The sequence below is a fragment of the Lysinibacillus sp. JNUCC-52 genome (genome assembly GCF_015999545.1).
In the GTDB taxonomy this organism is placed as follows: domain Bacteria; phylum Bacillota; class Bacilli; order Bacillales_A; family Planococcaceae; genus Lysinibacillus.
In genome coordinates this window covers 3,676,215-3,702,025 of the sequence record NZ_CP065546.1, presented here as the reverse complement: position 1 = coordinate 3,702,025, position 25,811 = coordinate 3,676,215, and the positions used below count along the sequence as shown (strand labels likewise).

At 36.4% G+C, this 25,811-nt stretch carries 19 protein-coding genes, 1 pseudogene and 1 riboswitch; of the genes and pseudogenes, 5 read left to right on the top strand and 15 right to left on the bottom strand.

All coding sequences use genetic code 11. From position 1 onward, the window contains the following. Nucleotides 1-182: 182 nt before the first annotated feature. The 8 genes from JNUCC52_RS18220 to JNUCC52_RS18185 all read right to left on the bottom strand — a co-directional run bounded on the left by JNUCC52_RS18220 (nucleotide 183) and on the right by JNUCC52_RS18185 (nucleotide 6,536). Nucleotides 183-1,199 (bottom strand): polysaccharide deacetylase family protein, encoded by a 1,017-nt coding sequence (locus tag JNUCC52_RS18220; RefSeq protein ID WP_337980513.1) that lies wholly within the window; start codon nucleotides 1,197-1,199, stop codon nucleotides 183-185. Continuing rightward, a complete protein-coding gene (locus JNUCC52_RS18215; protein ID WP_228134161.1) occupies nucleotides 1,187-1,933 on the bottom strand; it encodes a hypothetical protein in 747 nt (248 codons plus the stop codon). Before JNUCC52_RS18215 ends, JNUCC52_RS18220 begins: the two co-directional genes overlap by 13 nt. Then, nucleotides 1,914-3,596 (bottom strand): GNAT family N-acetyltransferase, encoded by a 1,683-nt coding sequence (locus tag JNUCC52_RS18210; protein WP_337982236.1) that lies wholly within the window; start codon nucleotides 3,594-3,596, stop codon nucleotides 1,914-1,916. The genes JNUCC52_RS18215 and JNUCC52_RS18210 overlap by 20 nt, the downstream gene beginning before the upstream one ends. Continuing rightward, the gene (locus tag JNUCC52_RS18205; RefSeq protein WP_337980512.1) at nucleotides 3,589-4,713 is read right to left on the bottom strand and encodes a glycosyltransferase family 4 protein; all 1,125 of its coding nucleotides are present in this window, start codon (nucleotides 4,711-4,713) and stop codon (nucleotides 3,589-3,591) included. The genes JNUCC52_RS18210 and JNUCC52_RS18205 overlap by 8 nt, the downstream gene beginning before the upstream one ends. Before the next feature lie 18 nt (nucleotides 4,714-4,731). After that, on the bottom strand, nucleotides 4,732-5,367 hold the full coding sequence (locus JNUCC52_RS18200) for a sugar transferase (protein ID WP_337980511.1): 636 nt from the start codon (nucleotides 5,365-5,367) through the stop codon (nucleotides 4,732-4,734). A gap of 165 nt (nucleotides 5,368-5,532) precedes the next feature. After that, complete coding sequence (locus JNUCC52_RS18195) at nucleotides 5,533-5,985, bottom strand: SACOL1771 family peroxiredoxin (protein ID WP_337980510.1); 453 nt, start codon at nucleotides 5,983-5,985, stop codon at nucleotides 5,533-5,535. 42 nt (nucleotides 5,986-6,027) lie between these two features. Next, on the bottom strand, nucleotides 6,028-6,330 hold the full coding sequence (locus tag JNUCC52_RS18190; protein ID WP_173479532.1) for a hypothetical protein: 303 nt from the start codon (nucleotides 6,328-6,330) through the stop codon (nucleotides 6,028-6,030). A 2-nt stretch (nucleotides 6,331-6,332) separates the two neighbouring features. Further along, nucleotides 6,333-6,536 carry a helix-turn-helix transcriptional regulator gene (locus JNUCC52_RS18185; protein ID WP_173479531.1) on the bottom strand — a complete coding sequence of 68 codons (204 nt, stop codon included), beginning with the start codon at nucleotides 6,534-6,536 and terminating at the stop codon, nucleotides 6,333-6,335. A 202-nt stretch (nucleotides 6,537-6,738) separates the two neighbouring features. Between JNUCC52_RS18185 and JNUCC52_RS18180 the strand changes: the two genes are divergently transcribed. Next, nucleotides 6,739-7,341, top strand: coding sequence for an NUMOD4 domain-containing protein (locus JNUCC52_RS18180; RefSeq protein WP_173479530.1), 603 nt, complete (start codon nucleotides 6,739-6,741; stop codon nucleotides 7,339-7,341). 69 nt (nucleotides 7,342-7,410) lie between these two features. Here JNUCC52_RS18180 and JNUCC52_RS18175 read toward each other — a convergent pair whose 3' ends face one another. The 3 genes and pseudogenes from JNUCC52_RS18175 to JNUCC52_RS18165 all read right to left on the bottom strand — a co-directional run bounded on the left by JNUCC52_RS18175 (nucleotide 7,411) and on the right by JNUCC52_RS18165 (nucleotide 11,850). Continuing rightward, a complete protein-coding gene (locus JNUCC52_RS18175) occupies nucleotides 7,411-9,099 on the bottom strand; it encodes a GNAT family N-acetyltransferase (protein ID WP_337980509.1) in 1,689 nt (562 codons plus the stop codon). 235 nt (nucleotides 9,100-9,334) lie between these two features. Further along, nucleotides 9,335-11,023: pseudogene (locus JNUCC52_RS18170) on the bottom strand (FAD-dependent oxidoreductase). 122 nt (nucleotides 11,024-11,145) lie between these two features. Beyond that, nucleotides 11,146-11,850: a TspO/MBR family protein gene (locus JNUCC52_RS18165; protein WP_337980508.1), complete on the bottom strand. Its 705-nt coding sequence runs from the start codon at nucleotides 11,848-11,850 to the stop codon at nucleotides 11,146-11,148. Between the two features lie 272 nt (nucleotides 11,851-12,122). On the opposite strand from JNUCC52_RS18165, the gene JNUCC52_RS18160 reads away from it, so the two are divergent. Then, on the top strand, nucleotides 12,123-12,809 hold the full coding sequence (locus JNUCC52_RS18160; protein ID WP_337982235.1) for a ZIP family metal transporter: 687 nt from the start codon (nucleotides 12,123-12,125) through the stop codon (nucleotides 12,807-12,809). Between the two features lie 123 nt (nucleotides 12,810-12,932). Here the strand turns inward: JNUCC52_RS18160 and JNUCC52_RS18155 are convergent, their stop codons facing one another. Next, nucleotides 12,933-13,991 carry an S-layer homology domain-containing protein gene (locus tag JNUCC52_RS18155; RefSeq protein WP_173479528.1) on the bottom strand — a complete coding sequence of 353 codons (1,059 nt, stop codon included), beginning with the start codon at nucleotides 13,989-13,991 and terminating at the stop codon, nucleotides 12,933-12,935. A 475-nt stretch (nucleotides 13,992-14,466) separates the two neighbouring features. Here JNUCC52_RS18155 and JNUCC52_RS18150 point away from each other — a divergent pair, with 475 nt between their 5' ends. Further along, the gene (locus tag JNUCC52_RS18150) at nucleotides 14,467-15,366 is read left to right on the top strand and encodes a 3-hydroxyacyl-CoA dehydrogenase (RefSeq protein ID WP_173479527.1); all 900 of its coding nucleotides are present in this window, start codon (nucleotides 14,467-14,469) and stop codon (nucleotides 15,364-15,366) included. A 571-nt stretch (nucleotides 15,367-15,937) separates the two neighbouring features. Here JNUCC52_RS18150 and JNUCC52_RS18145 read toward each other — a convergent pair. After that, the gene (locus JNUCC52_RS18145; protein WP_173479526.1) at nucleotides 15,938-16,579 is read right to left on the bottom strand and encodes a hypothetical protein; all 642 of its coding nucleotides are present in this window, start codon (nucleotides 16,577-16,579) and stop codon (nucleotides 15,938-15,940) included. Between the two features lie 152 nt (nucleotides 16,580-16,731). On the opposite strand from JNUCC52_RS18145, the gene JNUCC52_RS18140 reads away from it, so the two are divergent. Beyond that, nucleotides 16,732-17,181 carry an AraC family transcriptional regulator gene (locus JNUCC52_RS18140; protein ID WP_337980507.1) on the top strand — a complete coding sequence of 150 codons (450 nt, stop codon included), beginning with the start codon at nucleotides 16,732-16,734 and terminating at the stop codon, nucleotides 17,179-17,181. A gap of 178 nt (nucleotides 17,182-17,359) precedes the next feature. Here the strand turns inward: JNUCC52_RS18140 and JNUCC52_RS18135 are convergent, their stop codons facing one another. Together JNUCC52_RS18135 and JNUCC52_RS18130 are read right to left on the bottom strand one after the other, a co-directional pair. Continuing rightward, nucleotides 17,360-18,043, bottom strand: coding sequence for an ABC transporter ATP-binding protein (locus JNUCC52_RS18135; protein ID WP_173479524.1), 684 nt, complete (start codon nucleotides 18,041-18,043; stop codon nucleotides 17,360-17,362). A 1-nt stretch (nucleotide 18,044) separates the two neighbouring features. Then, entirely contained in the window at nucleotides 18,045-19,079 is a 1,035-nt protein-coding gene (locus JNUCC52_RS18130; RefSeq protein ID WP_337980506.1) for an ABC transporter permease, read from the bottom strand. Nucleotides 19,080-19,557: 478 nt separating this feature from the next. Next, a riboswitch (cyclic di-GMP riboswitch) is annotated at nucleotides 19,558-19,641 on the top strand. A 238-nt stretch (nucleotides 19,642-19,879) separates the two neighbouring features. Here JNUCC52_RS18130 and JNUCC52_RS18125 point away from each other — a divergent pair. Then, nucleotides 19,880-25,684, top strand: coding sequence for an NPCBM/NEW2 domain-containing protein (locus tag JNUCC52_RS18125; protein ID WP_337980505.1), 5,805 nt, complete (start codon nucleotides 19,880-19,882; stop codon nucleotides 25,682-25,684). The last annotated feature ends 127 nt before the right edge of the window (nucleotides 25,685-25,811 follow it).

Genomic DNA, 25,811 nt, shown 5'->3' with positions numbered 1-25,811 from the left:
TGTTATGTAGAAAGCTACTTCATTCCTTCTGCTATTCTATATAGTGCATACACCCTTCAATTTTAAATAACACTAAGTAACTTACATCTTCGTCACACTCAGGTAATTTCCCTCTTATTCTCTTAAAATTTCTATGAAGTAGAAGATGAATTTTGCATGTAAAATAAAAAAGCAATAACACTCTATTCAGAAATGTTATTGCTTACATTACATAGCATGGCGACCTCATGCATGGAATAGCTGTGAAAATTATAATCCTTCTGTAATTCTTGATAATATTGTAAAAGCTCTTCCAGCATCGCCAAATTTTTATCAATATGTTTTCCAAAGTTATGCGGATGCCACCACAAATGATAAAATGCACCTTCCTTTGCAGCAGCAAGCATTCCTTCTTTAATTCGTTTTACTTTGAGATGCTCAAATGTGCGTAACAAGCTACTATATGGTCTTAAAAATGCACTTGCACGAACATTAATAAATGAATTTTCTTGCATCTCTTCTAATCGTACAATATGATTGCCCGTGACATTGATATAGCTATCCAGCCATTTCCTTGCACCTAACGATAGTCGATTTTTTTTAGTAAACTTTTTAGGGTTGTATAAATCGTGTAGTTCATTTCCTCTATAGCACACAAATCCTGCTTGCTGACAAATTGCAAAGTAACTGTCATTTACTTGATTGCGTGGAAAAACGATGGACTTCATCGGTTCAATATAGCCATCACAAATTGTATTCATCGCTTGTAAATCCGCAAGAAAATCCGTTTCAGTTTGTCCACTTTCTAAGCAATAAAAATGAGAAAAAGTATGACTACCAATTTCCTGATGGGGTGTTTGCATGATTTCTTCAATTAATGCTTTACCAAAGTGTAAAGGATCTTCTTGTTCATTTTCCCCTACTTTCGCAAGCTGTGAATGTGCTGCATACCGCATCTGTTTATATTTCACTGGAATACCTCGCAAATAATGTGCCATCTCACCTTTAGATTCGGCAAATAATAAGCCAACAGTAGCCCATGTTGCATGTATTTCATATTGCTTAAACAGCATTAAAATTTTAGGTAATGCCTGACGAACACCATATAAATTTTTATTATATTGCCCATGTCGAAAAACGTCATGGACACCCCAATTTAACTCAAAGTCCAGTGAAATCACTAAACCACCATGATTTGCATTGATTGCTATTTTCTCCACTTTTGCACGCCCAATAACAACGCACTCATTTTCGATTGTGCGATGTAGCCTGAATATACGTTAACGACTTGTCCACCAAAGCTCGATTTGAATTGACGAATCGTTTGCACATCTGTTAGCTCGCCCATATCATATAGAACAAATCCCTGTTGCTTTAAATACATTAAATTGTGCCATAACAAGAAACGATTTGCATACCGTAATGGCCGCTTTAAATGGGCAGGCACGACTAAAGCATCACAGGTTGCTACATAATAGGACATCGCTTTTTGTGAATGGACAATATCCAAACGATAGCATAATGTTTGTCCACAAATACTTTGTACTTCTGTTAATAGCAAAGCATTTTTTTGATTTAATAGCATAATGGATTCCATTTGTGATTTAGTAATTTGTTCGATTTTCTTTCTTTTTGCAAACTCATTATAAAACTGTTGAAATGCTCGCAAGTTTTCCTCTGAAGGCTCGTTATATAATAGTACTTGATAGGGCTCTTCCTGTGCACGACGTAGCAGTTTTCGGTTGTTTTTCGAAAGTGCTGAATACATCATGCTCGCATGATCTGTTAAAGGAATATGAACGGCTTCACGTTTAACTAGCTTACGGCTCGGAACAAGTGAATGTGTGTGACAAACTAATTTCATTGATTTTCTAGTATTTGCCAACTTTTCTGCAAAGTAAATATGCTGCATCGCGATATTCCATCGCTTACTTTTAATGGATAGAATGAACATCGCCCCCACTCTCTGTATAATTTTCTACATGATTGCGCTCATAACGAGCACATTTAAAATGCTTCATTCGAGAAATACGTTTATAGCCTAATTGCTGCAATCGTTTTCGCTTACGCCATTGCCAAAAGCTTGCCGTCACCCAAAGTGTTTCATTTGGCTTTATTTTTTGAATAAAAGCTGTAATAACGCCTATATCTTTATAGAAATCATAGTGTAAAAAGTAGGTTTGTTTTGGCAAAGGTTCAACAATTTGCAATGCATCCACACGTAAGTTGTCAGTATGTAATGCAAATGCAGGCTTCGTCGTCTGGGCAAAGGAATCTTTATAAAGAATGTACCCCTTATAAAATATTGAAATAATCTCTTCTTGATCGAGTGGCATTGCCTCTTGAATCGACATTTCCTCGAACAACTCCCCTACTGGTTGTTGTGGAATGACTCGATCAGATGGGGATAACTCGTACAAATCCACTTGCTTCAAACGAACAAACTTTTCAACGAATTGTTGTCCATATTCTAGCCAATCTTTCACTTTTCCATACTTTACTAAATAGCGCATCTCACCAAGAGTGTGACGTTTCCATCCAACGAAACGCTGACTACTTTTCAGCATTTCCTTTAGACGTTCCTTCCGTACAAACCATCCAAGCAACAACTTTGCTCGTTTTGTTTTACTACTTGCAACGATACGCCTTGTAAAATCGATGCCAGAGCGCCAATCGAATTTATACGCCTCGTAACCAATACTCATATCGAACATATGATAATTTTCTGAAAAAGTGCGCTTGATCGTCGTTTGATTAAGTAAACGACCGACACCAAAAATGTTAAAGTTTGGCTCATGCCCAAGCGCATAAGTGACATAACGCCCTCGACAGCAAATACCGTAGTTAAAGGCTAGCCAGTGATTTTCAAAAACAAGTGCGTCTACCTCTACTTGCATTGCTTCCCCTTTAAGGTGAAAAAGACGTTCAAAAAATTCCTTTTTCTTTCCTTTTGTAAAACCACTCGTATCCACCTTTTTTGCCCAACGTCGATCAAATAATTTAAACATTTGCCAAAGGTCTTCTTGCTCAGGTGTTTTTATACGTAAAGAACCTAAATTTCGCAGCTTTTTTTCTCTTCTATCTATACCATGTATTTTTCTGCGGTTATGGAAATGACTGCTGAAGTCAACGTCTTGAAAGGCAAGATACGGTGTTACTACTCGAAAAATATGTGGCCGCAATTGCCGTTCAACAAAATACTGCTCAATGACTTTCGATGACTCTTTACTTTCAAGTAATCCATGAAATGAAAACAACACGTGATGATGCTTTTTTATAAGCTCATCAAATACAAACGTTATAGCAGGTAATTGCCACACTTTCCTAGCGATAATACCTGAATAATTCGCTACATTTTCACCTGTAAAGGTATATACACGAACACCCCAAAGTATTCGCACCTTCAATGGCAAAAATGCCACAATATCCTCATCCTTTTGCACAGCATATAGCTCTACGCGTTCCTTTCTTCCAATAGTAATCCACCAGTTATAAAACCATGCATATTCAATAAACGGATTATCATTGTGTTCATTCGCTAATATCTCATCCCAAATCCCCTTATAATACGCAAGTTCATCTTCTGTTCTAATGCGAATTAATTGCAATTTAATCACCCTTTTTAGCAAACTTTGAAATCGCCTGTTCATAGATAGATACTGTTTTTTTGTACATAGGAACAAACGTAAAATCTCGTAAAAAACGACGTTCACTTATATCGCCCATTTTTTTACATAGCGTTTCATCCATTAAAAGCTCTTTAAGTCTTATTTTCAGTTGGTTTGGATCGTCCCGAGCGATTAAAAAACCGTTTTCTTTATCCGTCACTAACTCATTGACTCCACCAACGTTTGTGGCAATGATAGGAAGTCCAGCTCTCATCGCTTCAATAATTGAGATGGGTAATCCCTCCCAATCTGATAGCAGTGCAAAAATCTGACTTTGAGCAAGTAATTTTGTGACATCTAATTGATTGCCTAAAAACGTAACTCGCTCTGAAAAACCTTTATCTTTTACGTAGCTTTCTAGCTGAGGTCGTAAAGAACCGTCGCCAATAAATTGCAGGTGCCATGGTATGTCTGCTAGCTCCAGCAAAGCCTCCAACAGTAAATCTTGCCTTTTTGGCACCTCAAAGCGAGCAACCATAACGATTTGCGGATGCTCATGTTTCACTCTATTTGGTACTAGAGTCGTTTCTAATTGTTCAATGCCATTATGAATAGTCTGTAATTTATGAGCAGGTGCAATGCCTTTCGTTAACGCCAGCTTACGATCATAATCAGAAACGGTGATGATTTTAGTTGTTAATGGCTGGACGGTTTTTTCAAGCTGTCGATACATCAGTTGCTTTTTTTGTGGAACCCCTTCTGTAAAACTCCAGCTATGTGCAGTAAAAATTGTTGGAATATGCAAAAGACCTCCGATGATACGTCCAATTGCTCCTGCCTTAGAAGAATGTGTTGCAATCACATCGGGCTGGATTTTTTTTAAAGCAATTCGTAATTGCCAAAGTGCTTGGATATCTTTTGTTAAATGAATCGCCCGTTGCATGGCAGGGATACTGATGACATTAATTTGCTCATCTTGTAAGCGCCATAATGATGCATCATAATAACCTGTCACAATCGTCACTTCATGGGCATCTCGCTTTAGCTTTATGGCAAGTGCCTCCACATGTTTTTGAGCGCCGCCTACTTTATCCATACGTGTTATAAGTTGAACAATCTTCAGCATCCTTCACCTCTTGCTCTTTTAGTAAGCCCCTGTTCTAGCTAGAACAACGAAAAAGGTTTTCACAACAATTTTTAAATCCATCAAAAACGTTACGTTCTCTACATAATGAATGTCATAGGAAATTTTTTGACCATGCGAAATATTGGATCGTCCGTTAATTTGTGCAAGCCCTGTTAAACCTGGCTTCACTTCTAGACGGCGTGCCTGTAAAGCGCTATAACTATTTGTAATTGTCGGTACTTCTGGCCTCGGTCCAACAATACTCATTTCACCCTTCATTACATTCAAAAGCTGCGGAATTTCATCAATGCTTAACTTACGTAAGATTGCTCCGATTTTTGTAATGCGCGTATCTTGGTCAGTTTTAAAATAGTAATCATCTGGAATACCTTCTGTACATAATGCAGGCATATTGACAGGTGTAGCCTGAATCGTCATCGTTCTTAATTTCCAAATGATAAAACGTTGATGTTCGTAACCAGTTCGAATTTGTTTAAAAAAAATGGGGCGTCCTGTAGTCATAAGTAATAGGAGGAGTACACCTAACATAAGAGGAATTGTCATAAGTAATAATAGAATTGCCCCAACTATATCAAAAATTCGTTTTCCATACTGACCATAAAATGTGTTTGTCTCAGCTGTCTGGACGTGCAATACATCATCCTTTACATTTTTTTAGTGCTTAACTTTATATATTCATTTCGCACATTTATAGAACTATTTCAGACAAAGCAAATACCCTGTAAATATGACAAAAGGAATTACACCAGAAAAACTTCTGGCATAATTCCTTTAATTTTTATGGAAATATTAAATTACTTACTGACTATTAGACGACTGCTCAATTTCAAGGTAGCATTCGATTTGCACATTTCCCTTCAACGCCTTACTAATCATACATGTTTGTTCTGCTTTTTGAGCTAGCCGATGCATCCGTTTTTCTTCATGTTCGGTTAGTTGCGAGACTTTTACATTAGGTCTATGGACAATTCTAACATATGTAAAAACTCCATCCGTTACATCTACAAACCCTTCTGAATCCATCGACAACGCCACTACTGGTATTTTGGCGTTTTCCAGCAATGCGGCAAAGGTAATTAAATAACAAGTTGCTGAAGCACCTAATAACATTTCATCTGGATTTGTTCCGATTCCTGGTCCATTCATTTCCCGAGGAATAGAAACGATTGTATTCAAATTGCTAGCTGTTAAGTTCCCTGTCCCATTTCTTCCATTTGACCAAGATAAATTCATACTAAACTTATGCTCCATTATATATAATGCTCCTTTTCTCTATAATTCCATTACTTATAATCAATATTTTAAATTATAATAAAGTGTCGAAAATGCCCATCCAGCCATATGAATGAGTAAAAGAATTCCTAAAGCTTGAGCGGTAGAAAACTGAACACCAGCTATTAATAATAGAAATAGAACATAAATAGAAATAACTGTTATTTTCCACCCGTTCGCTAGTGAGCTTACTGTAATTTTTTCATATCTTTCATCCAGCCCATTTTTACGTGCTGCCATCCTACGTCCCCACCATAGTCCAAATAGGCCTCCCGAAATGCCAAGTACTATACCTAGAAAACCTAACATTTGTTCCAAACTCATATTCAATCACTACCTTTCTCAAAAATGAATACTTCCTCAATGCTTAGTTGAAATGATTTTGCAATTTTATAGGCAAGCTCTAAAGAAGGATTGTAACGACCATTTTCTATAGAAATAATTGTTTGCCTTGAAACTCCTAGTTTTTCGGCTAACTGTTCTTGCGTCCAACCAAATGATGCTCTTAATTCTTTTATACGTTGTTCCATTTTTCACCACCCCAATGTAAAGCAACCTTTACGTAAAGTTTACTTTACTAACCATCATTTGTAAAGCATACTTTACATATTCTCTCGAATTTTCGGAAAATAACACAATGTTATACTTGCTTTGGCTAACTACATCCATTGAAAAACAGCAAAACTTATTTTATGGTAAAATAGAAAAAACAATTTTTTAGGAGATTTAGTAATGACTTTAACCAAACAACAAGCACTACAAGCACTTAATAAAAACAAATTTATCGGTTTTACGATTTTAACAGGAAATATTATTATGAAAAAGATTAATAAAACCGACTATAATATTTTCGTATATGAAGAAGGTAACGACAAACCAATGCATTATGTAGGTTCCATTATGAACGTAATGGCGACGATGAGTGATAAGGCATCCAATAAGGATTTTATTATCGTCGAGCAACTTCCTGAGGAAAATAAGACAGCAGTTTCTAATGGGGCTAATGAACAAAAACCAGTTAAAGAGACTGTTATAAAAACAACTAATTTGGATGAAAAAAGCCGTGCAATTGCAGGCTATGAAGAACTCTATGAAATCACTGAAAGCGGACGTATTATTACCGTACGCGAAAATCGCCCATTAGCTCGTTGCAATGATGAATATGGTTTTCATATTGTCCGTTTAACAAAAAACGGCGTTGCAGCGAATCATAATGTATTCGAACTATGGAAGCAGGCATTCCCAGAGCTTGAACAAACAAACTTTAAAGGTGCCTTAAAAGCGAAATATGGCACAGGCTGTAAGCTAATTGACAAGCCAGGTATTCACTTTTAATAAGAGCATAAGCTCTTTTACATGACAAATAAAAATCCTTAGCGTAAAGAAGACGCTAAGGATTTTTTGTTATATTAGGAAGGAAAGTAGTGCTAGGTGCCAGCGTTGTTCTGTTTGCTGTCCGTGTTTCAAAAAAAATTTTACCCATTTCTTTTCATGACGATGCACCTTTTTCCACTTAAACAGTTGAGTTATTAAAACACGTTCTACCTTTCGAAAACCTAATGCAGTTAACGTTTTACGTTTTCGCCACTCAAACCAATTAGCAGAGGTACAAATTGCAAGCCCTTCTCGTTGCACTTCATCTACAATCATTTGGAGTTTTGGTAGTTCATAATTTTTAATATATGTAGTATTTGGTGGCAATTCTTGCTTAAACCCATCCGCTTCCTCGTGGATAAATTGATCATGTCGCAAAAAGGAAATGTCCTGTTTCTGTCCATAGAGCTTATAGCCTTTAAAATAATGGGCAAGAAGCTCCGTTCGCTGATCGTTTTCGAGCACTGATTGAATATTTATTTCCTGAAAGTTAGATTGATGTTGGCCTAATTTTTGTTCTAAATAATAAATCGTAAATTTATGTCCATTAAACACCTTACATTTTAGCATGGACAGCCATTCATTCTTATCAGCTTTTGTAAACAAGTATCGTAATTCACCTAATGTATTACGTTTCCATTCTACAATTCTGCGATTTGTTTTCACCAACGCTAATAACGATTCTTGTAGCACCATTACAGTACGAAGCGCTCGCTCCCGCACCCCTGCAGTACTCATGATGAATTTTCTTGTGAAATCTAAATGTGTATACCAGTCAAACTTATAAGGCTCATACCCAATACCAAAATCGTATAGACGAACGTTCATACTATGTGCCTTCAACATATTTTCTTTCTCAATTAAACGTCCAGGTCCAAACATATTGAAATCTGGCTCATGCCCCATCGCATGACAAAAATTTCTTCCTCGACAACAAATATCTAATGTAAAACCAATCCAAATATTTTCGAATTGCAAACTGTGAACTTTTAAACTTAATGCCCCATTTTGCTGCTTTGCGAGCTGCTCAAAAAAAGCCTTTGTCCGTTGTGCTGTAAAACCACTCGTATCCATTTTCTTTTGCCATCTTCTTTCAAACAATTGAAACATGTTATCTAAATTTCCAGCATGTGCTTTTTGATATGTTATTGTTCCAAGTTCCTTCAACCGCTTTTCTCGACGATCAATACTTTTAAATCTTCGCTTATGCTTCTTTAAAAAATCGGGTAATTCAATCGACTTAAAATCTATATAAGGTGTGACAACACGAAAAACCGAATAGGGCAATTGATGTGCTATTGTATATTTCTCTAATATTGGAGAAGTATCCTTACTTTCAAGAAGGCCATGTAATACGAAGAGAACACGTGTAAATTTGCTTATAAGTTCCTTCAATAAATAATGCACAGCCTGCTCTTTCCATCTTTTTTCGGCAACTACCTCCATATAAGAAGCAAGCCCTTGTCCTAAAAAGCTAAACTGATGAATACCACCAAATCGACTTGTATGAACAAACGGAAAAAATGCGATAGCTTCCCCGTTATGCTCAACAATGTAAATTTCCACATTCTCATCGTGCCCCACTATCATCCACCAGGTTGAAATCCATTCATATTCTATAAATGGATTGTCGTTTTTTTCACGTTCAAGTATTTCAGACCAAGTATCCTTATATGTCTCTAGCTCGTTAATCGTTGTCACGAGTTTATACTCTAGCACGTGTGTAGTCACTCCTTTTTACTTTCAATAACAAAGCATCGCCTTCCTTATAAAACCCCAATATTGGGTTTTTAGCATTCCAATGTGCAATCCTATTTCTTCACCCAGTAGCCACTATATTCAAAAACGAACAAAATTAGAACAATGGCCCTTTTCTATCTGTACACTTCTCAAGTTATTAATGGAAAAAAACCTCCTTATCGAAAGAATAAGAAGGTTTTTAGTATAGAACAAATTATGCTTCAATAAGAGCTGCTATTTCTTGCTTACTACATTTCGCCATATGCGATGTTGCAATATAGCTCATCGTCATTCCAGGTCCAAGCGTAGCACCTGGGCCTGGATACGTTTCACCCATAATCGAAGCAGAGCAATTACCAGATGCATACAAGCCTTCAATCGGTGTTCCATCTTGCTTCACTACCCTTGCATGCTCGTCTATAACGAGCCCACCTTTTGTGCCAATATCACCTGGATATAAACGGAGCGCATAATAAGGGGCATCCTTCAATTCTGCTAAGTTCGGATTTTTTAAAGTAGGATCTCCATAATAGTTATCGTACGCACTTTGACCTCGATGGAAATCATCATCACTTCCATTACGTGCAAATGTATTAAAACGCGCAACCGTTTCAAGTAAATTTTCTGATGGGACACCCATTTGATTTGCTAATTCCTCTATTGTTTTACCGCTTTTTACAATATCATTTTCGAACTAGCTTTTTGGAAAAGCTTGTCCAGGGAACAAACCTGTAAATATATATCGACTCTTCGCAGTTGCATCAATAACAATCCAAGAAGGTATCCCTGTATTCGTTTTTTTATGGTGTGCAAACATATTATCTACAAACTCATGATAAGGGGCAGCTTCATTTAAATAACGATTGCCTAAATTGTCCACAACCATCATATTTGGTACACCACGGTCTGCCACTAAGAAAAAAGGATGTCCTTCGGGATCAATTACGGAAGGTGCCCCCCAACCTTTATCCATTAAATCTAATGTTCCCCCAATTTTAACGCTCGGTTCAATGCAATCCCCTGTTTGCCCTTCTGGCGTTGATGTCCATTTGGCATTGGTTGGTGAAGGCAAATATTTCTCACGGTATGCTTGATTATGAGAAAAGCCCCCAGATGAAAGCACCACACCGTGTTTGGCTTCAATCTGCATTTCTTGTCCATCTCGTTCTACTATCAAACCAATCACACGATTATTTTTTACGATAAAATCTTTAAATGCAGTTGAAACCCATAAATCTCCATTCGCTTCCGCAAGTGACATACGTAAGCGTGCAATTAAAGATTGTCCTAATGCTATAGGCTCACTACCTGTTATTTTAGACTTCACTAAGCGCATACCAAGCTTTAGTGCTGTTGTTTTTCCTTTCATTGTACGTCTAATCATATTGACCTTATGGAATTCATAGCTATTCATTGTGAAACCTTTAGTCGACATAGTAGATCGTCGCATTGTATCAGCTAAAGTTCCCATCTTTTGCAAATCAAAAATAAGTGGCTCTATCGACCGCCCTTGTGATAAACCGCCTGGCTTTTCAGGATAATAATCCGAATAGCCTTTGGCATATTGGAAACGCATATGGTTTGTATGATTACTTAAAAATTTTAACATTTCTGGCCCACGTGTTATATATGCCTCTTTTAAAGCGGCTGGTACACGCTCACCAATAGTAGAATCTAAGTACAAACGTGCTAGTTCATGTGTGTCAGGAACACCTGCACCTTTAATCACATGATTATTTGGAATCCATAGTGCCCCACCTGATAAGGCAGATGCTCCACCGTAACGATCAGTTTTTTCAATGACTAATGACTTCATTCCTTGCAACTTTGCTGTGAGTCCTGCTGTCAAACCTGCAGCGCCTGATCCTACTACTACTACATCATAACTTGCATCCCATCTCATACTTACATTCCTCACCTTCATTAGTAGTTAACTACATCTATGAATCTAGTGTTACTATTCAAAAGTATAGAATTAAAGTAATATTCAGTCAATTGAATGTACCCTCTTTTTTCCAGACGATATTATTTTCTTTTGCCGATGAAAATAGAGATAACAAGGATGGCACTATACAGTAAAGGCATATAGAATAAGCTTCCAGCATCTACTCCATTTTTTACAGCAATACCGATAAAAGCCCAAATAATAACGATTGGAAACAAAACGTCGATTTCAACGTAGCGAATATAAATAGCAAGACATGTGGCAACCAAAAGTAACAAATTCGCCCACCATACATCAGCTATACCAAAGCCGTCCCACTGATAATATGTAAGTACATAGCTAATATTTGCCATTAAAGCAACACTAATCCAGCCCATGTAAATCGAAAATGGTAATCTCCCTGCAAAACGGCAATCCCCTTTCGGATAACTTCTATAAATAAAGATTAAACTAACAAGGAGACCAATCATCATGACGATCGATAATGTAAAGTATTCATAATGCCAACATAAAAGCCAAGCAATGTTATATAAACAAGTTGATGTAAAAAGACTTAAAATAGCAGTCTCCTGATTGGCTTTCTTACGAAATAATTGAATAGCCATCCATATTCCTAATACTATATAAATTACAAGCCAGATAGAAAAAACATAGCCTGCTGGCATAAACAGCACCTGTTGTTGGTTCGAAATTTCTCCTGTCGTTTTGCCATTAATACCTATTGTACTTGCTATACCATTAATGGTAATCATTAATAAAAAGCTTAAAAGCGCAACCCACTTCATAGCAATCCCCCTAATATACATAATTAAGCTACTATATAACTTATTAATTCATAAATATAACTACCCTTTTTTAAAAAATAAAATCTTTTTGGGAAAGCTTATCATTTCAATTCTTTGTACGTTCTGTTCTAGTTGTCATAGTTTATTTTGCTTACACGCAGCAATGGTCATTTATTTTCACTGGGCTCCATCATATAACCTCTTACGTTGCATATATTTTGTAAAACGAACTTAGATTATTATAGGGCGGAGGAATTTCGCAGTTGAGTGCAATGATTATTGGTGGATTTCTTTTTTTCAGTGTTAGCATAGGAGGAACAATCGCTTGGGTTTTCTCTAAGCTTTTTCAACATACAACCCAAGGATTATCATTATTATGTGGCGGATTTTTAGTCGGCTTGCTCGTACTAGATATCATTCCATCTTCTTTTCAAGTGTACAAGTCGTTTGGAATTATATTAGGCATTCTAATTGGCTATTTAATATTTCAATTACTTAGTAGTTTATTTCACCCTACAAATCAACAAAATCCCTCCGTTTCTTTGCTTGCAATCGCAATGGTCATCCATACAGTTCCTATTAGTCTTGCTATTGGTAACTTACTTGGCAATTCCGCACTTAGTATTACAATGACAGCATCCATCATTCTTCATCATCTTCCTGAGGGGTTTGCACTTACAACAGCATCTCTTTCACAAAACGGAAAGCTGTGGAAACTATTTATTTATTTCATCGGATTCTCGATGTTTTTTATACTTTTTATTTTAGTTGGTCAATATTGGAATTTAACAATTAAGGCACAAGGCGTGTTGATGGGACTATCAATAGGGTTAATCGGAACGGCTAGTATTTCAGAGTTTATTTTGCACCATGTACGAGCAGTAACCTTAAAATCCTTTATAACATATATTTTATTGGGCTATTTTTTAAGCTATATGTTTCATATATTCGTGGAATAAGCGCTAAAATTATCAGAATTGTTCGGGTGACTGGCACTTAAAAAGGTATTTAAAAAATCCACTTCGCCAGCAAAGCACTGCGAAGTGGATTATTTTAAGTTCTATATTTTAGCTTAGAAAGTATTACTCTTCACTTACTGTCATCAACGTAAGTGCTAAAATTTTAGAAAACTGTGCACGTGTTAAATTGCCTTTTGGATTAAACTTTCCGTTTGCACCGTCAATAATTCCTAATTGCTGTAATAAGCCAATAGATTCAACAGCTTCCTGACGCATTTGATTCTTATCTGTAAAGGTATTATTTTTGTTAGCCTTTGCTACATCGAACTCCATTGCTTCTAAGTAACTTACTGTTACATGAGCCATCTCTTCACGAGTAGCAGGCTTGTTTGGTTCAAAATAATTACCATCAAAAATTTCGAGTAAGCCATACTCTTGTAAAATTGCTACTTCCTTAGCTCCCCAGAAACCTTGCATATCTTTGTATGAAGCAGGTCCTTCATAATCTTCATTTACATCTAAGCCTGACGCACGGAAAATCATTGCAGCTAATTGCCCACGAGTGACTTGCCCATTCGGATTGAATGTCGTATCAGTAGTTCCAGTTACAATGCCAGCTTGATAAAGTAATTGGATATAGCTTTCAGCCCAATGGCCAATCGCATCTGTAAAATACCCACCTGGTTTTAAATCAAGGTCAGCACGGTTAAATACTGTAATTAAATCATTCATATCTGCATTACTTGCTGCTTCCCATTTCCCCGCTGTAAAAATTTCAGCCTTGAAGCCATTGCCAGATTGAGTAATGCGCATTTGAATCGCATCGCCGAACAACTTTTTAAACTCATCAAAGTTTTCTTGTAACGCCTGTTCCCCTTCTGGGAATAAGTTTGTCCCATCTGTATAGGATGCCATTATTGCTTTAAGGGACATTTTTATCGTAATGCTATTTTTAGTTGTAACTAATGTTACATCATCATTTTCAAAGCCTAACTTAGAAAGTAAAAACATTTTGTAAATATCTTGATAGGACATCGATTGTACTTGATTTGTCGATGCAACGACTTGTTTTGGATGAATAATGTTGGCAACTTCTACTTTTTCTTGTGCATGTGCTTGTAAGCCAAAACCTCCTGTAAAACATGCAATACTTAGAGCTCCAGCTAAAATTGTTTTCTTCATTCTTCTTACCCCTCTTTCAATTCATAAACTCAGTTTACTAAAACACCTATTAACAAATCTATAAATATATGTAAATTATTGAAAATTATATAATAGACCTATTTTTACACAATCATACAGTCCGACTAAATCATTATGTATCTAAGTCTAAATATTCGAAGTAATTATCTACTAAAGGTTTAAATACCTATAAATTTAAAATATTACATAATAATCCTTTTTCGCTATTTTGTATATTTCTTATAGTCTCCATTCAATAAATGAATATAGGTAATGGTTATATTCCTTCTTGATAAGCACATACTTGAAAGTATAAATTTCTGTAGTAATCAAACATAATTTTATACCATTATAATATTTGAGTTTATAATTTGATTTTCATTCATTGAAAGCAGTAGTATGAAATTGTAATAAGAAAATTATTTTATTTAGAAACTATTATATTAACGTAACTATTTCAGAGGAGGAAGTCAGGATGAATTATCAAAACATTACTGTAGCAGGAAGTGGCGTATTAGGAAGTCAGATTGCTTATCAGTCTGCTTTTAAAGGATTCAACGTTACTGTATACGATATTAATGACGATGCTTTAAAAAATGCACAGGAGCGCATTACAAAGTTAAAACCATTATACCAACACGATTTGGGCGCAACACAGGAAGAAGTAGATGCTGCATATGCTCGTCTTACTTTTAAAAGCGACTTAGCAGAGGCTGTAGCAAATGCAGATCTTGTTATTGAGGCTATTCCTGAAGTTGTAAAAATCAAAACAGAATTTTACACAAACCTTGGCAAAGTTGCTCCAGCAAAAACAATTTTCGCCACAAACTCATCTACTTTATTACCAAGTCAATTTGCTGAAGCTACAGGTCGCCCTGAGAAATTTTTAGCATTACATTTTGCTAATACGATTTGGGTAAATAATACAGCCGAAATTATGAAACATCCAGGTACAGATATGAAGGTGTTTGATGAAGTTGTTGAATTTGCTCGAGCTATTGGAATGGTGCCGTTAACATTATATAAAGAACAACCTGGCTATATTTTGAACTCTCTACTCGTGCCATTTTTAGATGCAGCTGAAATGCTATTAGTAAAAGAAGTATCTGACCCTGAAACAATCGACAAAACTTGGATGATTGGGACAGGCGCTCCTCTTGGACCATTTGCTATTCTAGACGTTGTAGGTATTAATACCGCTCATAACATTGTAGAGGCAAAAGCTGCTGCAACTGGTGATGAAAACATGAAAAAGCTAGCAAACTTATTAAAAACAGAGTACATCGATAAAGGCAAATTAGGACGCGCAACAGGAGAAGGCTTCTACAAATATCCTAACCCAAGCTTCTCTAAACCTGATTTCCTTAAAAAATAAGTGCCTGGCACTCAAACAATTAACTACAATTTACTACGCTCGTCATCCATTTGATGACGAGCATAATAAAAATCCACTGTGCCCTAAAAATGCGCAGTGGATTTTTTTAATACAGGGAAAGTGTCAGGCACCCAAACAATTTCGTATCTAAATAGCTCCCCCACAAGGATTAACTTAGTAAAAATCTACGGAGACTCCTGCGGGAACGCACGTAACGTAAGACGCAACAAGCCGCGCGTCAGCAAGGGTTGCAGCTTACGTCGTGCCCTCGGAAAGCGCAGTAGATTTTTACGTTTTTTGGAGCCAATATTATGCTGGAACTGAGTGTCAGGCACCCACACAATTTCGTATCTAAATAGCGCTCCCACAAGGATTAACTGAGTAAAAATCTACGGAGACTCCTGCGGGAACGCACGTAACGTAAGACGCAACAAGCCGCGCGTCAGCGAGGGTTGCAGCTTACGTCGTGCCCTCGGAAAGCGCAGTAGATTTTTACGATTTTAGGAGCCAGTATTATGCTAGAACTGAGTGTCAGGCACTCACACAATTGCCACCCACACAATTTTATCTTCTACTCATTTAATACTTCCCCTTGCGAATTCATTACTTTCACCTTATATTCATTGATCGGAGTCCCTTCATTTTTCTCTTGTGAACGTAAAATTCCATATATGATTTCTTCCATTTCTAATGCAACCTTTTGTGCATTTTTCTCCGAACCAATGATAGAAGTTTGCACAGTAATAAATGTGTGATGATCTGTCGTTATATTTTTAAATACATCAAATTCTTGAAGCCCTACTACAATTGCTTTCAAAAAATTAGAAAGCTCTTTATCTATAAGTTTTTTATCATCCTGTTCTGAGGTAAATTCCCACCTTTCAAAAATAACTGTGTAGTCCTTAAATGGAGAAGTTTCCATAACACTTTTTGCAATCGGCTCCATATCTTTTTTTACTAAATTAAAATAATCCTCATCTGCTACAACTTGTAACACTAATTGTTTCTTTGGCGTCGTTTTCACATCAACTCCAACATATATTTCACGCAGTTTTTCTTTCAATTTCGCAATGCTTAACTGTTCTTTCGTAATGAAAGATTGCTGCACCTCTTTATTTTCCGTACTTTCAACCTCCATAAGTTTTGCGACTAGGCTAAATATAGCTACTGCCATAGTAATGATTCCTACAAATATCCATTTCCTTTTAAACATGCTATCCCCCCTACTTAAGAAGGTATGTCATCGAAGACATAAAAAATGCCCTAACCGAATGCATAGAGGATGTTCCCTCAAAAAAACTTTTAAAAAGCACTTGAGAAACATTTTTAATCATATTACCTTTACTTAGGAAGGGGGATGAAATATTGAAAATTACTATCGAAGAATTGGCAGAATCAAAAATTGCCTACTTTAGAAACGTCGGTGAATACGGTGAAGAGCACAACAAAGAGCTAATGGAATCTTTTAAACAATGGGCACAGCTAAATGCCTTATTTGAGGATTCACCCATTTTTGCCATTCCTCAAGATAATCCTGAAGTTACACCTAAAGAAGAGTGTCGATATGATGTTTGCGTCATGATTCCAAATGATTTCCATGTGGCAAAGCCTGCTCAGAGTGGAACATTACCTGGCGGGAAATATGCAGTTTTCTTGTTAGACCATACGAAAGAGGCAGTCAGCGAATTTTGGGGTAATATTTTTTCTGAAATCGCCAAAAATCATCTATCCATCAGACAACAGCCAATCATTGAAAGATATACATTGCAAATGATTGATAATCATCTATGTGAAATATTAGTCCCTATTCAGTAAAACCTATTTAGCATTTCTAGTCGATAGAAGCGAAGGCGATTGAGCTTTACAGATTATAGTCGGCTACGCAGAAAGTAACCGCCATATTAGAGGAAAACAGCATACAGCAAAAAAGCGTTAGATTGACATGGGTGTCAATCTAACACTTTTTCCGAAAACCTTTTAGACTATAAATGAATCACACATTTTGAACAATTTTGCCATCATTCATTTTAATGACTTGATCTGTATAAGCTAACATTTCTTCGTCATGAGTAACCATTAACGTTGTAATGTTTAATGTTTTGGTAAGGTCTCTAATTAACTCCATGACGTCCTTCGATCTTTTGGAATCTAAACTTGCTGTAGGTTCATCGGCAAAAAGAACTTTCGGTTTATGAATAATCGCTCGCGCAATGGCTACTCGTTGCTTCTCTCCTCCTGATAAGGACGAAGGATATGCATTTTTCCGATGGTCCATCCCTACTAATTTTAAAATACGCTCTACCTCTCTTTGCTGCTCGTGTTTCTTTAATGCTGATTCCGACACTTCGAGCATAAGTAATAGCTGTTCTTCTACTGTTAGAAAGGGAACTAAATGTGCAAATTGAAAAACAAAACCAAATTCACTTGCCCGCACTTGTCGCACTTGCTCAGCAGTCAAAGCCGTCATATTTTTCCCTTGAAAAATTACTTGGCCCTGCGATGTAGGTTGTAGCCCAGCAGCAATCGTTAATAGTGTACTTTTACCAGACCCCGAAGCACCTACTAAAGCTGTTACTTCTCCTTCTTTAAGCGTCATATTAATGCCTTTTAATATTTCTTCTTGCACTTCACCATTCGTAAACGTTTTTCTAACATTCTCCATTGTAAATAGTGTCATATTAGACCTCTCCTTGCTGTATCGCTTGTAATGGCTGAATTTTTTTAATTTGAACACCTGAAATCGTTGCACCAATAAATCCAATAATAAGGAATACAATCGACAATTGTGTTGTCGTTGCCAAACTTAAACTAAACGGCATTCCTTGCGGTGCAATTTGATTAAAAATTTGACTCAGTGCAATCGATAACGCCAGTGAAATAACGGTAATAACGACCATTTGCGTCCAAATCATTTTAAATAGCTTACTTGTTTTTAAACCGATTGCTTTTAAAATACCGTACAAACCAATCTTTTGAACGTTCATCATATAGAAAAAGATTGCAAACAACATGCCACTAATCACAACTAAAAACCAAACAATCATATTAAGAGACATCTGTTCTGCGCTATAACTAGGAATCGTATTTAAAAAATCACTTTTCGAAAATGCTTGTAAGCCCGTATACGCTTGTGAAGCATCTCCATCTGGCGTGAAAACTAATTGCATTTCATCAACTCGATAAATTTCTTTGTAATCCTCCATGCTAATATAAGCTACAGGTGCATGACTATATTTCTTTTGCTCAACAAAGCCTTTTACAATAAACTTGCCACTAAATTGATTATTCGTTACTGTATCGCCTACCTGTATACCTTTATCCTTTAGTGAGCTATCTAAAATAATTTCCTCATGTTTCACATTTTCAAATAGTGGTGAATCGGTAGCAGTGACAAAGGCAACGCTTTGTTGCTTGCCAGCCTCATCATTTATAAAGCCCATTTGAATTGAAAAAGCTACAGCGTCCTTTTGTTTGTTTAACATGTCATTTTGGGTACTGCTATCTATTTTTGACAGATTGTACGTTTCATCTGCCTCCTCATTCATATAAAACTGTCCTGCTGGTAAATCTTTAATTAACGCAGCATTGTCTTGTGATAATCCATTTGCCAAACCTGAAATAATAAAGGTTAGTAAACTCACCAGAAAAACAATGGAACCTAAAATCACAAATCGCACTTTATTTTTCTTCATTTCTTTTAAAGCCAGGTTCATCTTAAAACCCCTCCTATTTCTTTTCACATTTTTAGAATATAGAGCCTACATGAACAGAGCATGAACTGAAAATGAACGGAGAATGAACAAACCATTACAAATGAAATATTGTACCTCATTAAAGTAAAAAACCTTCTACTCATAAAACAAAGTAGAAAGTTAACAGTTCTAAAACCAGAAAAACATGTACAGCAATATTTTAGCATTCCACCATTTTGAAAGTTGTTTTCGCTAATTGTGTACTAATGTCGCCGCTGAAAATATTTTTGTTTATCAACACGTGACAAAAGTAGTTTACAACTAAACTACCCTTCTCTTACTAAAGTAATTTACACCTAACATAATGCCTATCAATAGAATACATTATTATACCATTCAGTCATAAACCTTCACCATTTTACCCTAAAGAAGGGTGGTAAAATATAGGACAAATTGTTCTGTGGTAATTATTTTCACTATGCTATTCTTTATAGTAGAAAAATTGAATAGGCAAACCTAAGGAAATTTAGGGACGCAAAGCTATAGGGACTAAGGTTTATAACTATGTCAGCCAGTTGCCGAAGAGTACATACTACTTTTTGTTTAGTAAGGTCATAAAAAAACAAATTACTGAAAAATATTTTTTTAATATAACTTCTAAAAGATAAATCGTTTATCTTTTAGTTTTTCAGTGCCCATTACAAATGGGTATATTTGTATATTTTTTATATCCTTATTTGAGATAAAGCTACTCTTTTGTGAGTAGTTTTTTTATGTACTCCATAGGAAGAAATTCAAAACTTCATAAGGAGGAATGTAATATGAAAGTTGTAAAGATTGTAACCGTGTCTGCTCTAGCTTTAAATTTAGTAGGCGGACCATTGAATGTTTTGGCAAGTGAAAATCCTAATGGGAATATTGTCAAAACTACAGCTGAAGCAAGTACTAAGCATTCGATCGCTTCAGTGAAGAAATTTGATTTGTATGGTAAGGATATTTTAAAAGCATACGATGATGTATTTAAAATGGCCATTACAAACATTAAGTCGATTACGAACAACGGTGGAAAATATGCAAATTCATCTATTGATAAAGCAATTGATGGCGACATGAATACCCACTGGGAAACTGGAAAGCCAAATAGTGCATCGTTCACAAACGAAGTCGTAATTCAGTTCAATGAAGCAACTACGTTAAATAGAATGATTTATGCAGCTCGTCAATCATCTACAAAAGGCAAAGGCTTTGCCCAACAGTTTGAGATTTATAGCTCAACAACGGATGCAGGTGATGACTTTACACTTGTTTCATCAGGTGAATATAAAGGATCTACTGGTGATATCGTTGAAATTCAGTTCCAACCTACAGAATTTAAACGAGTAAAATTCGTATTCACAAAAGCAAATCAAGATTGGGCAAGTGCTTCAGAGTTTCAGTTTTATAAAGAAGATACAATCTCTGACAAAATGGCAACTCTTTTTACTGACGACACAATGAGCGCTGTTAGTGACAAGTTCCATTCGATTGATGCAATCAATCAATTAGATGCTGAAGCACAAGGACATCCGTTCTACGCTCAATTTAAAGAAGATATCGACAATGCAAAAGCACTACTAAGCACAGAAGCAATCGATGCAACAACAGCAGTAACTTCAACATTTAGCCATTTTGCAAACGAAGCCTACTCTCAGTTATTTAGAATGGACTACAAAAACATTAAGAGCATTCGCAATAACGGCGGGCACTGGGCTAGTGCTGTTATAGAAAATGCCATCGATGGTAATGTCAATACATATTGGGAAACGAATAGTAGCAACACAGCTACATTCTCAAATGAAGTAGAAGTCGAATTTATAGAGCCTGTAACATTAAATCGCGTTGTCTATGGAGCAAGACCATCGGACCGTAAAGGCTTTGCAGAGGAATTTGAAATTTACGCTTCACAAACATCCAAAGGTGATACTTATGAGCTTGTTGCAACAGGTAAACATAATATGGTTGCTGGATTAGTAGAAGCGAAGTTTGAACCAACAACATTTAAACGAGTGAAATTCAAATTTAAAAAGTCCAATCAAAATTGGGCAACACTTTCTGAATTAGCGTTCTATAAAGAAGATACAGTAAACGATAAGATGGCGAAGTTATTTACAGATGGAACGATGAATACTGTTTCACCAGAATTCAATAGTATCGAGCTAATTCATGCACTAGAAGAAGAAGCAAAATCGCATCCACTATATACTACTTATCAAGAAAACATTGAGTTAGCTAAGAAAGTCATTAAAGGTGAGGTCGTTACAGAAGGAAGAATTATCGTAGCGGAACAACACGGCAACATGGTGAAGCATGCTAACGAAAACTTAAAAATCGGTTTAGGTAATAACCTTCAACCAACAGGGCTTGCTGCCCAACCAGGCGATGAAATCATCGTTTATGTTGACGCAGTGGCAAATGGTCCACTACCTCGCTTATCCTTTACACAACAAGAAGGTGCTTGGAACAGTTGGAGAAGAGATGTCAGCTTAAATGTTGGTAAAAACGTGATTACGGTGCCTGCTATTCCAAAAACTTCAGCTTATAACAAGGCTGTTACACCAGGGGGCACAATTTACATTGATAACCCTTATACAGCTGAACAGCAAGGAAAAGCACCGACATTACGTTTTGAAGGCGTTGAGCGAATTCCTTTTGCAACGAAATCGACGAATGTTGATGAGTTCAAACAATTTTTAATCGACTATAAGAAGAAGTTAGATGAAGACAAAGCGAAGCATCCAAAGGTTGAAGATCGAGAAGTACTTGATATCGTAGAAGTTGTTAGTGACCATTTATTCTGGACAGGTACTGCAACAGGTGCTTATAAAACGTATATTGAAAATGGCTATAGCCCACTACAAACTATTGAATCGTACAATCGTCTAATGGACGAATTATTTAAATATAACGGTTTAGATGGTCATAATGAAAAAAATGATCCGAAATTAATTCGAGAAAATGTACGACTTGCGCAGCCTTATGCATATATGTATGCAGCTGGCGATCATATCGGCACATTAGATGATGTTGTGTCTGATATTTTAGTACCTATCGAAGAAAAAGGCGGATCATGGGGCGTTATACATGAAATCGGGCACCGTATGGATATCGGCGTAAGAACTTACGGTGAAGTAACAAATAATATGCTACCACAGTATATGTCAGGATTTTACGGCAAAATTGATGAACGTATTCCATATGAGTCGAACATCTATAAAAACGTACTGAAAGAAAACACAAAAGATTATAACGACCAAGGCCTATTTGAAAAACTTGCTGTTTATTGGCAACTTGAAATGTATAGTCCAGGCTATTGGGGTAAATTAAACTCATTATATCGTGAACGTAATGTTTCATTAAAAGATGGTGAACAATCTAAGCAACAATATTTAGTCGAATTCTCTTCAGAAGTACTTGGTTTAGATTTAAGTGAACATTTTGCTCGTCACGGGTTTGTTGTAACTAACGAAACGAAAGAAAAAACAAGCAAATATCCAAAACCAGATAAAAAAATATGGTATTTAAATAATAGTGCATTCGACTATAAAGGTAATGGTTTGAAAGGTAAAGAAGTAAATGTATCATTTGCTGCAAACCAAGCTGCCAAAACTAATACATTAAATTTATCAATCGATAAAGCCTACCAAGATGATTTCTTAGGCTATGAAATTTATCGAGATGATGAATTAATCGGCTTTACTAGCACTGCACAATTTATCGATAAAAATGTGGATACAACAAAAAATTATACGTATAAAGTGGTTGGTTATGACAAGAAGTTAAATACACTAAAACCAGTAGAGGTTAAGGCATTTACACCTTCCCTATCTACTGAAGACTTTGTCACTATTAAACTACATCAAGCATTTGATCCAATGGATTATGTAAAAGCAATTTCTTATAGTGGTAAAGATATTACGAAAACAATTAGCATCAAATCCAATACGGTAGATGTTACACAAAAAGGTAGCTATGAAGTTGTTTATGAAATAAATGATGAAGGCATCAAACAAACAAAAACAATGAACGTCAACGTTATAAGCGACATGCAATATATTTCTGATATGACAGCGAAATCGGCAAAAGTAGGTTGGGGCTCATTACAAAAAGATAAATCAATTGCTGGCGGTACCATTACATTACTAAGACAAGGTATGGATGCTACCTACGCAAAAGGGCTTGGTGCTCATGCAAACTCTGAAGTCGTATATGATATTGAAGGAAAAGGCTTTGATTTCTTTGAAAGCTATATCGGCATCGATCAAGCAGCAAAAGGCCAAAAATCTTCTGCTACTTTTGAAGTATGGGTCGATGGTGAAAAGAAATTTGCAAGTGATGTCTTCAGAGCCAATACTGACCATGGCTATGTTAACATTCCTGTTACAGGTGCAAATGAAGTAAAGTTAATTACAACGGATGCCAATGATAGCGGCAATTCATCCGACCATACAATTTGGGCAGATGCTAAATTTGGTAAAGACTCAAGTCTCCCTACGTTAAAATTATCTGAAGACTTGACTCTCGTTAAATTAAACAGTGAATTTGATGTTCTAAAAGATGTAACTGCCTCTGATATTGAGGATGGCGATTTAAGCAAGCACATCCAAGTAACAACGAATGGCTTCAATACAAATAAAACAGGTATTTACCAAATCGAATATACAGTAAAGGATAGTGATCATAACGTTGCAACAGCGACAAGAAATGTATATGTCTATAGCGATGAGAAATTCGCCTCAGATATTGGCTGGAAATCTGCTCAAACAGCGTATAGTACTGTCAACAAAGACAAATCTTCTTCAGGTGGTTCAATAAAAGTATTAACAAATGGAGACGTGAAGGAATTTGCCAAAGGGATTGGTACACACGCAAACTCTGAAATCGTCTATGATTTAACAGATAAAAACTACGATTACTTTGAAACACTTGTTGGTATTGATCGCAATATCGCTGAAAACGGAAATTCTAGCGTGACATTTAAAGTATTAGCTGATGGGCAAGAAGTATATAACAGTGGTGTTATGAAATATCAAACAGAAGCAAAACTTGTGAGAGTACCGCTTCAAGGTGTGAAAGAATTAAAACTAGTTGCTAATGATTCTGGCAATGGCAATGCTTCAGATCATGCAAACTTTGCTGACGCTAAATTCTATCTTTCAAATGGTAAGCCAGAATTAACAATTCCTAAATCAGTCGCAACAACAGTAGGAACGCCTATTAATATCGACGAAACCTATTCAGCAATCGACGCTGAAGATGGTGATTTAACGTCTCAAGTACAAGTTACTGGCTTAGAACAAGTGAACTTCAATCGAGCTGGTCACTACGACATTACGTACACAGTCGTGGATAGTGATGGCAATGAAGTAACGAAAAAACGCACAATTTCTGTAGTAAATATGGAAGATTATCATTACTTAACTGATTTTGAATGGCAATCTACACAAAACAGCTATGCAGCACCTGTTAAAGATATCTCTATTAGTCACCATGCAATCCGCTTAACAGGCGACGATGGTCGTGAGAAAACATATGAACGAGGCATCGGTGCACATTCAAACTCAACCATCATCTATGATTTAACAGATAAAAACGCAGATATCTTCTCTGCTTATGTTGGTGTGGACCGTCAAATGTATGGTTCAATCGGCTCTGTTACATTCCAAGTGTTTGTTGATGGCGAAAAACAATTTGACAGTGGCTTAATGCAATCTCGTGACCCTGAAAAGTACATTGAAGTAAACGTGACTGGCGCGAAAGAATTGAAACTTGTCGTAACAGACGGTGGCAATGGCAATGGCTCTGACCATGCATCATGGGGTGATACAAAATTACACTTTGCTAATGCTGATCGCGTATTCACTGAAGATTTAACAGTAGCACTTGAAGATGCGAAAACTATTAACTTAGAAAACTATACAGAAGAATCAATTCAAGCTTTACAAGCGAGCATGGCGAAAGCTGAAGAACTGCTTGCAAATGCACAAGCTACGCAAGCCCAAATCGACCAAGCTTTAGAGGAGCTAACACAAGCAAAAGCTTCGCTCGTAGAAATTGACTTTAATCAAATCATTGCGATTGCCGACAACCATCTTAAAGTGGCTATTCAGCAAACACTTGGACTGTCTGGAGAAATCACTTTAGGTGATATGATTACACTGACAAGTCTACATGCACCAAATGCTCGTATCTCAAGTCTAGAAGGCTTACAATATGCTAAAAACTTAACATCCCTCGATATTTCGGGTAATAGTATTTCAGATTTCTCACCATTGAAAAATCTAAGTCAATTAGACAACATTACTGCACACCCACAAGTTGTGGAGGTATCTAGCTTAACGGGGCCAGAACTAACAGTGGAAAATCTAGTTAAAGGATTAGATGGAAACTATCTAAACCCTTACCAAATAGCACTTAGAAATACGAAAACAATGAAAGAAATTTCAGTAGATGTGGACCAACTTGCACCGAATGCAGACCACTTTACAATCGATCTTTCTCAAGAAGAACAAGGCATGTACATGCTAGTCATTGCGTATAAGCTAAACGCAGATACACTTATCCAATTAACTTATTTTGTAAAAAACTAGCCATGTTGCTGTCATAAAAACTCCTCCCCTTTTAAATAAACGCCTACGGATTGTCCGTGGGCGTTTTTGATTGTAGATAAATGCGTGCTTACAAGAAAAACCCCAAACGTCCCGCTTTGGTGAAGCG

Excerpts from the sequence above, each read along its gene's own strand:
- JNUCC52_RS18190 (WP_173479532.1), bottom strand. The coding sequence starts at position 6,330 with ATGAGTTTGGAACAAATGTTAGGTTTTCTAGGTATAGTACTTGGCATT.
- JNUCC52_RS18205 (WP_337980512.1), bottom strand. The coding sequence starts at position 4,713 with ATGCTGAAGATTGTTCAACTTATAACACGTATGGATAAAGTAGGCGGC.
- JNUCC52_RS18155 (WP_173479528.1), bottom strand. The coding sequence starts at position 13,991 with ATGAAGAAAACAATTTTAGCTGGAGCTCTAAGTATTGCATGTTTTACA.
- JNUCC52_RS18180 (WP_173479530.1), top strand. The coding sequence starts at position 6,739 with ATGACTTTAACCAAACAACAAGCACTACAAGCACTTAATAAAAACAAA.
- JNUCC52_RS18145 (WP_173479526.1), bottom strand. The coding sequence starts at position 16,579 with ATGTTTAAAAGGAAATGGATATTTGTAGGAATCATTACTATGGCAGTA.
- JNUCC52_RS18130 (WP_337980506.1), bottom strand. The coding sequence starts at position 19,079 with ATGAACCTGGCTTTAAAAGAAATGAAGAAAAATAAAGTGCGATTTGTG.
- JNUCC52_RS18160 (WP_337982235.1), top strand. The coding sequence starts at position 12,123 with ATGATTATTGGTGGATTTCTTTTTTTCAGTGTTAGCATAGGAGGAACA.
- JNUCC52_RS18165 (WP_337980508.1), bottom strand. The coding sequence starts at position 11,850 with ATGAAGTGGGTTGCGCTTTTAAGCTTTTTATTAATGATTACCATTAAT.
- JNUCC52_RS18195 (WP_337980510.1), bottom strand. The coding sequence starts at position 5,985 with ATGGAGCATAAGTTTAGTATGAATTTATCTTGGTCAAATGGAAGAAAT.
- JNUCC52_RS18150 (WP_173479527.1), top strand. The coding sequence starts at position 14,467 with ATGAATTATCAAAACATTACTGTAGCAGGAAGTGGCGTATTAGGAAGT.
- JNUCC52_RS18185 (WP_173479531.1), bottom strand. The coding sequence starts at position 6,536 with ATGGAACAACGTATAAAAGAATTAAGAGCATCATTTGGTTGGACGCAA.
- JNUCC52_RS18135 (WP_173479524.1), bottom strand. The coding sequence starts at position 18,043 with ATGACACTATTTACAATGGAGAATGTTAGAAAAACGTTTACGAATGGT.
- JNUCC52_RS18215 (WP_228134161.1), bottom strand. The coding sequence starts at position 1,933 with ATGTTCATTCTATCCATTAAAAGTAAGCGATGGAATATCGCGATGCAG.
- JNUCC52_RS18125 (WP_337980505.1), top strand. The coding sequence starts at position 19,880 with ATGAAAGTTGTAAAGATTGTAACCGTGTCTGCTCTAGCTTTAAATTTA.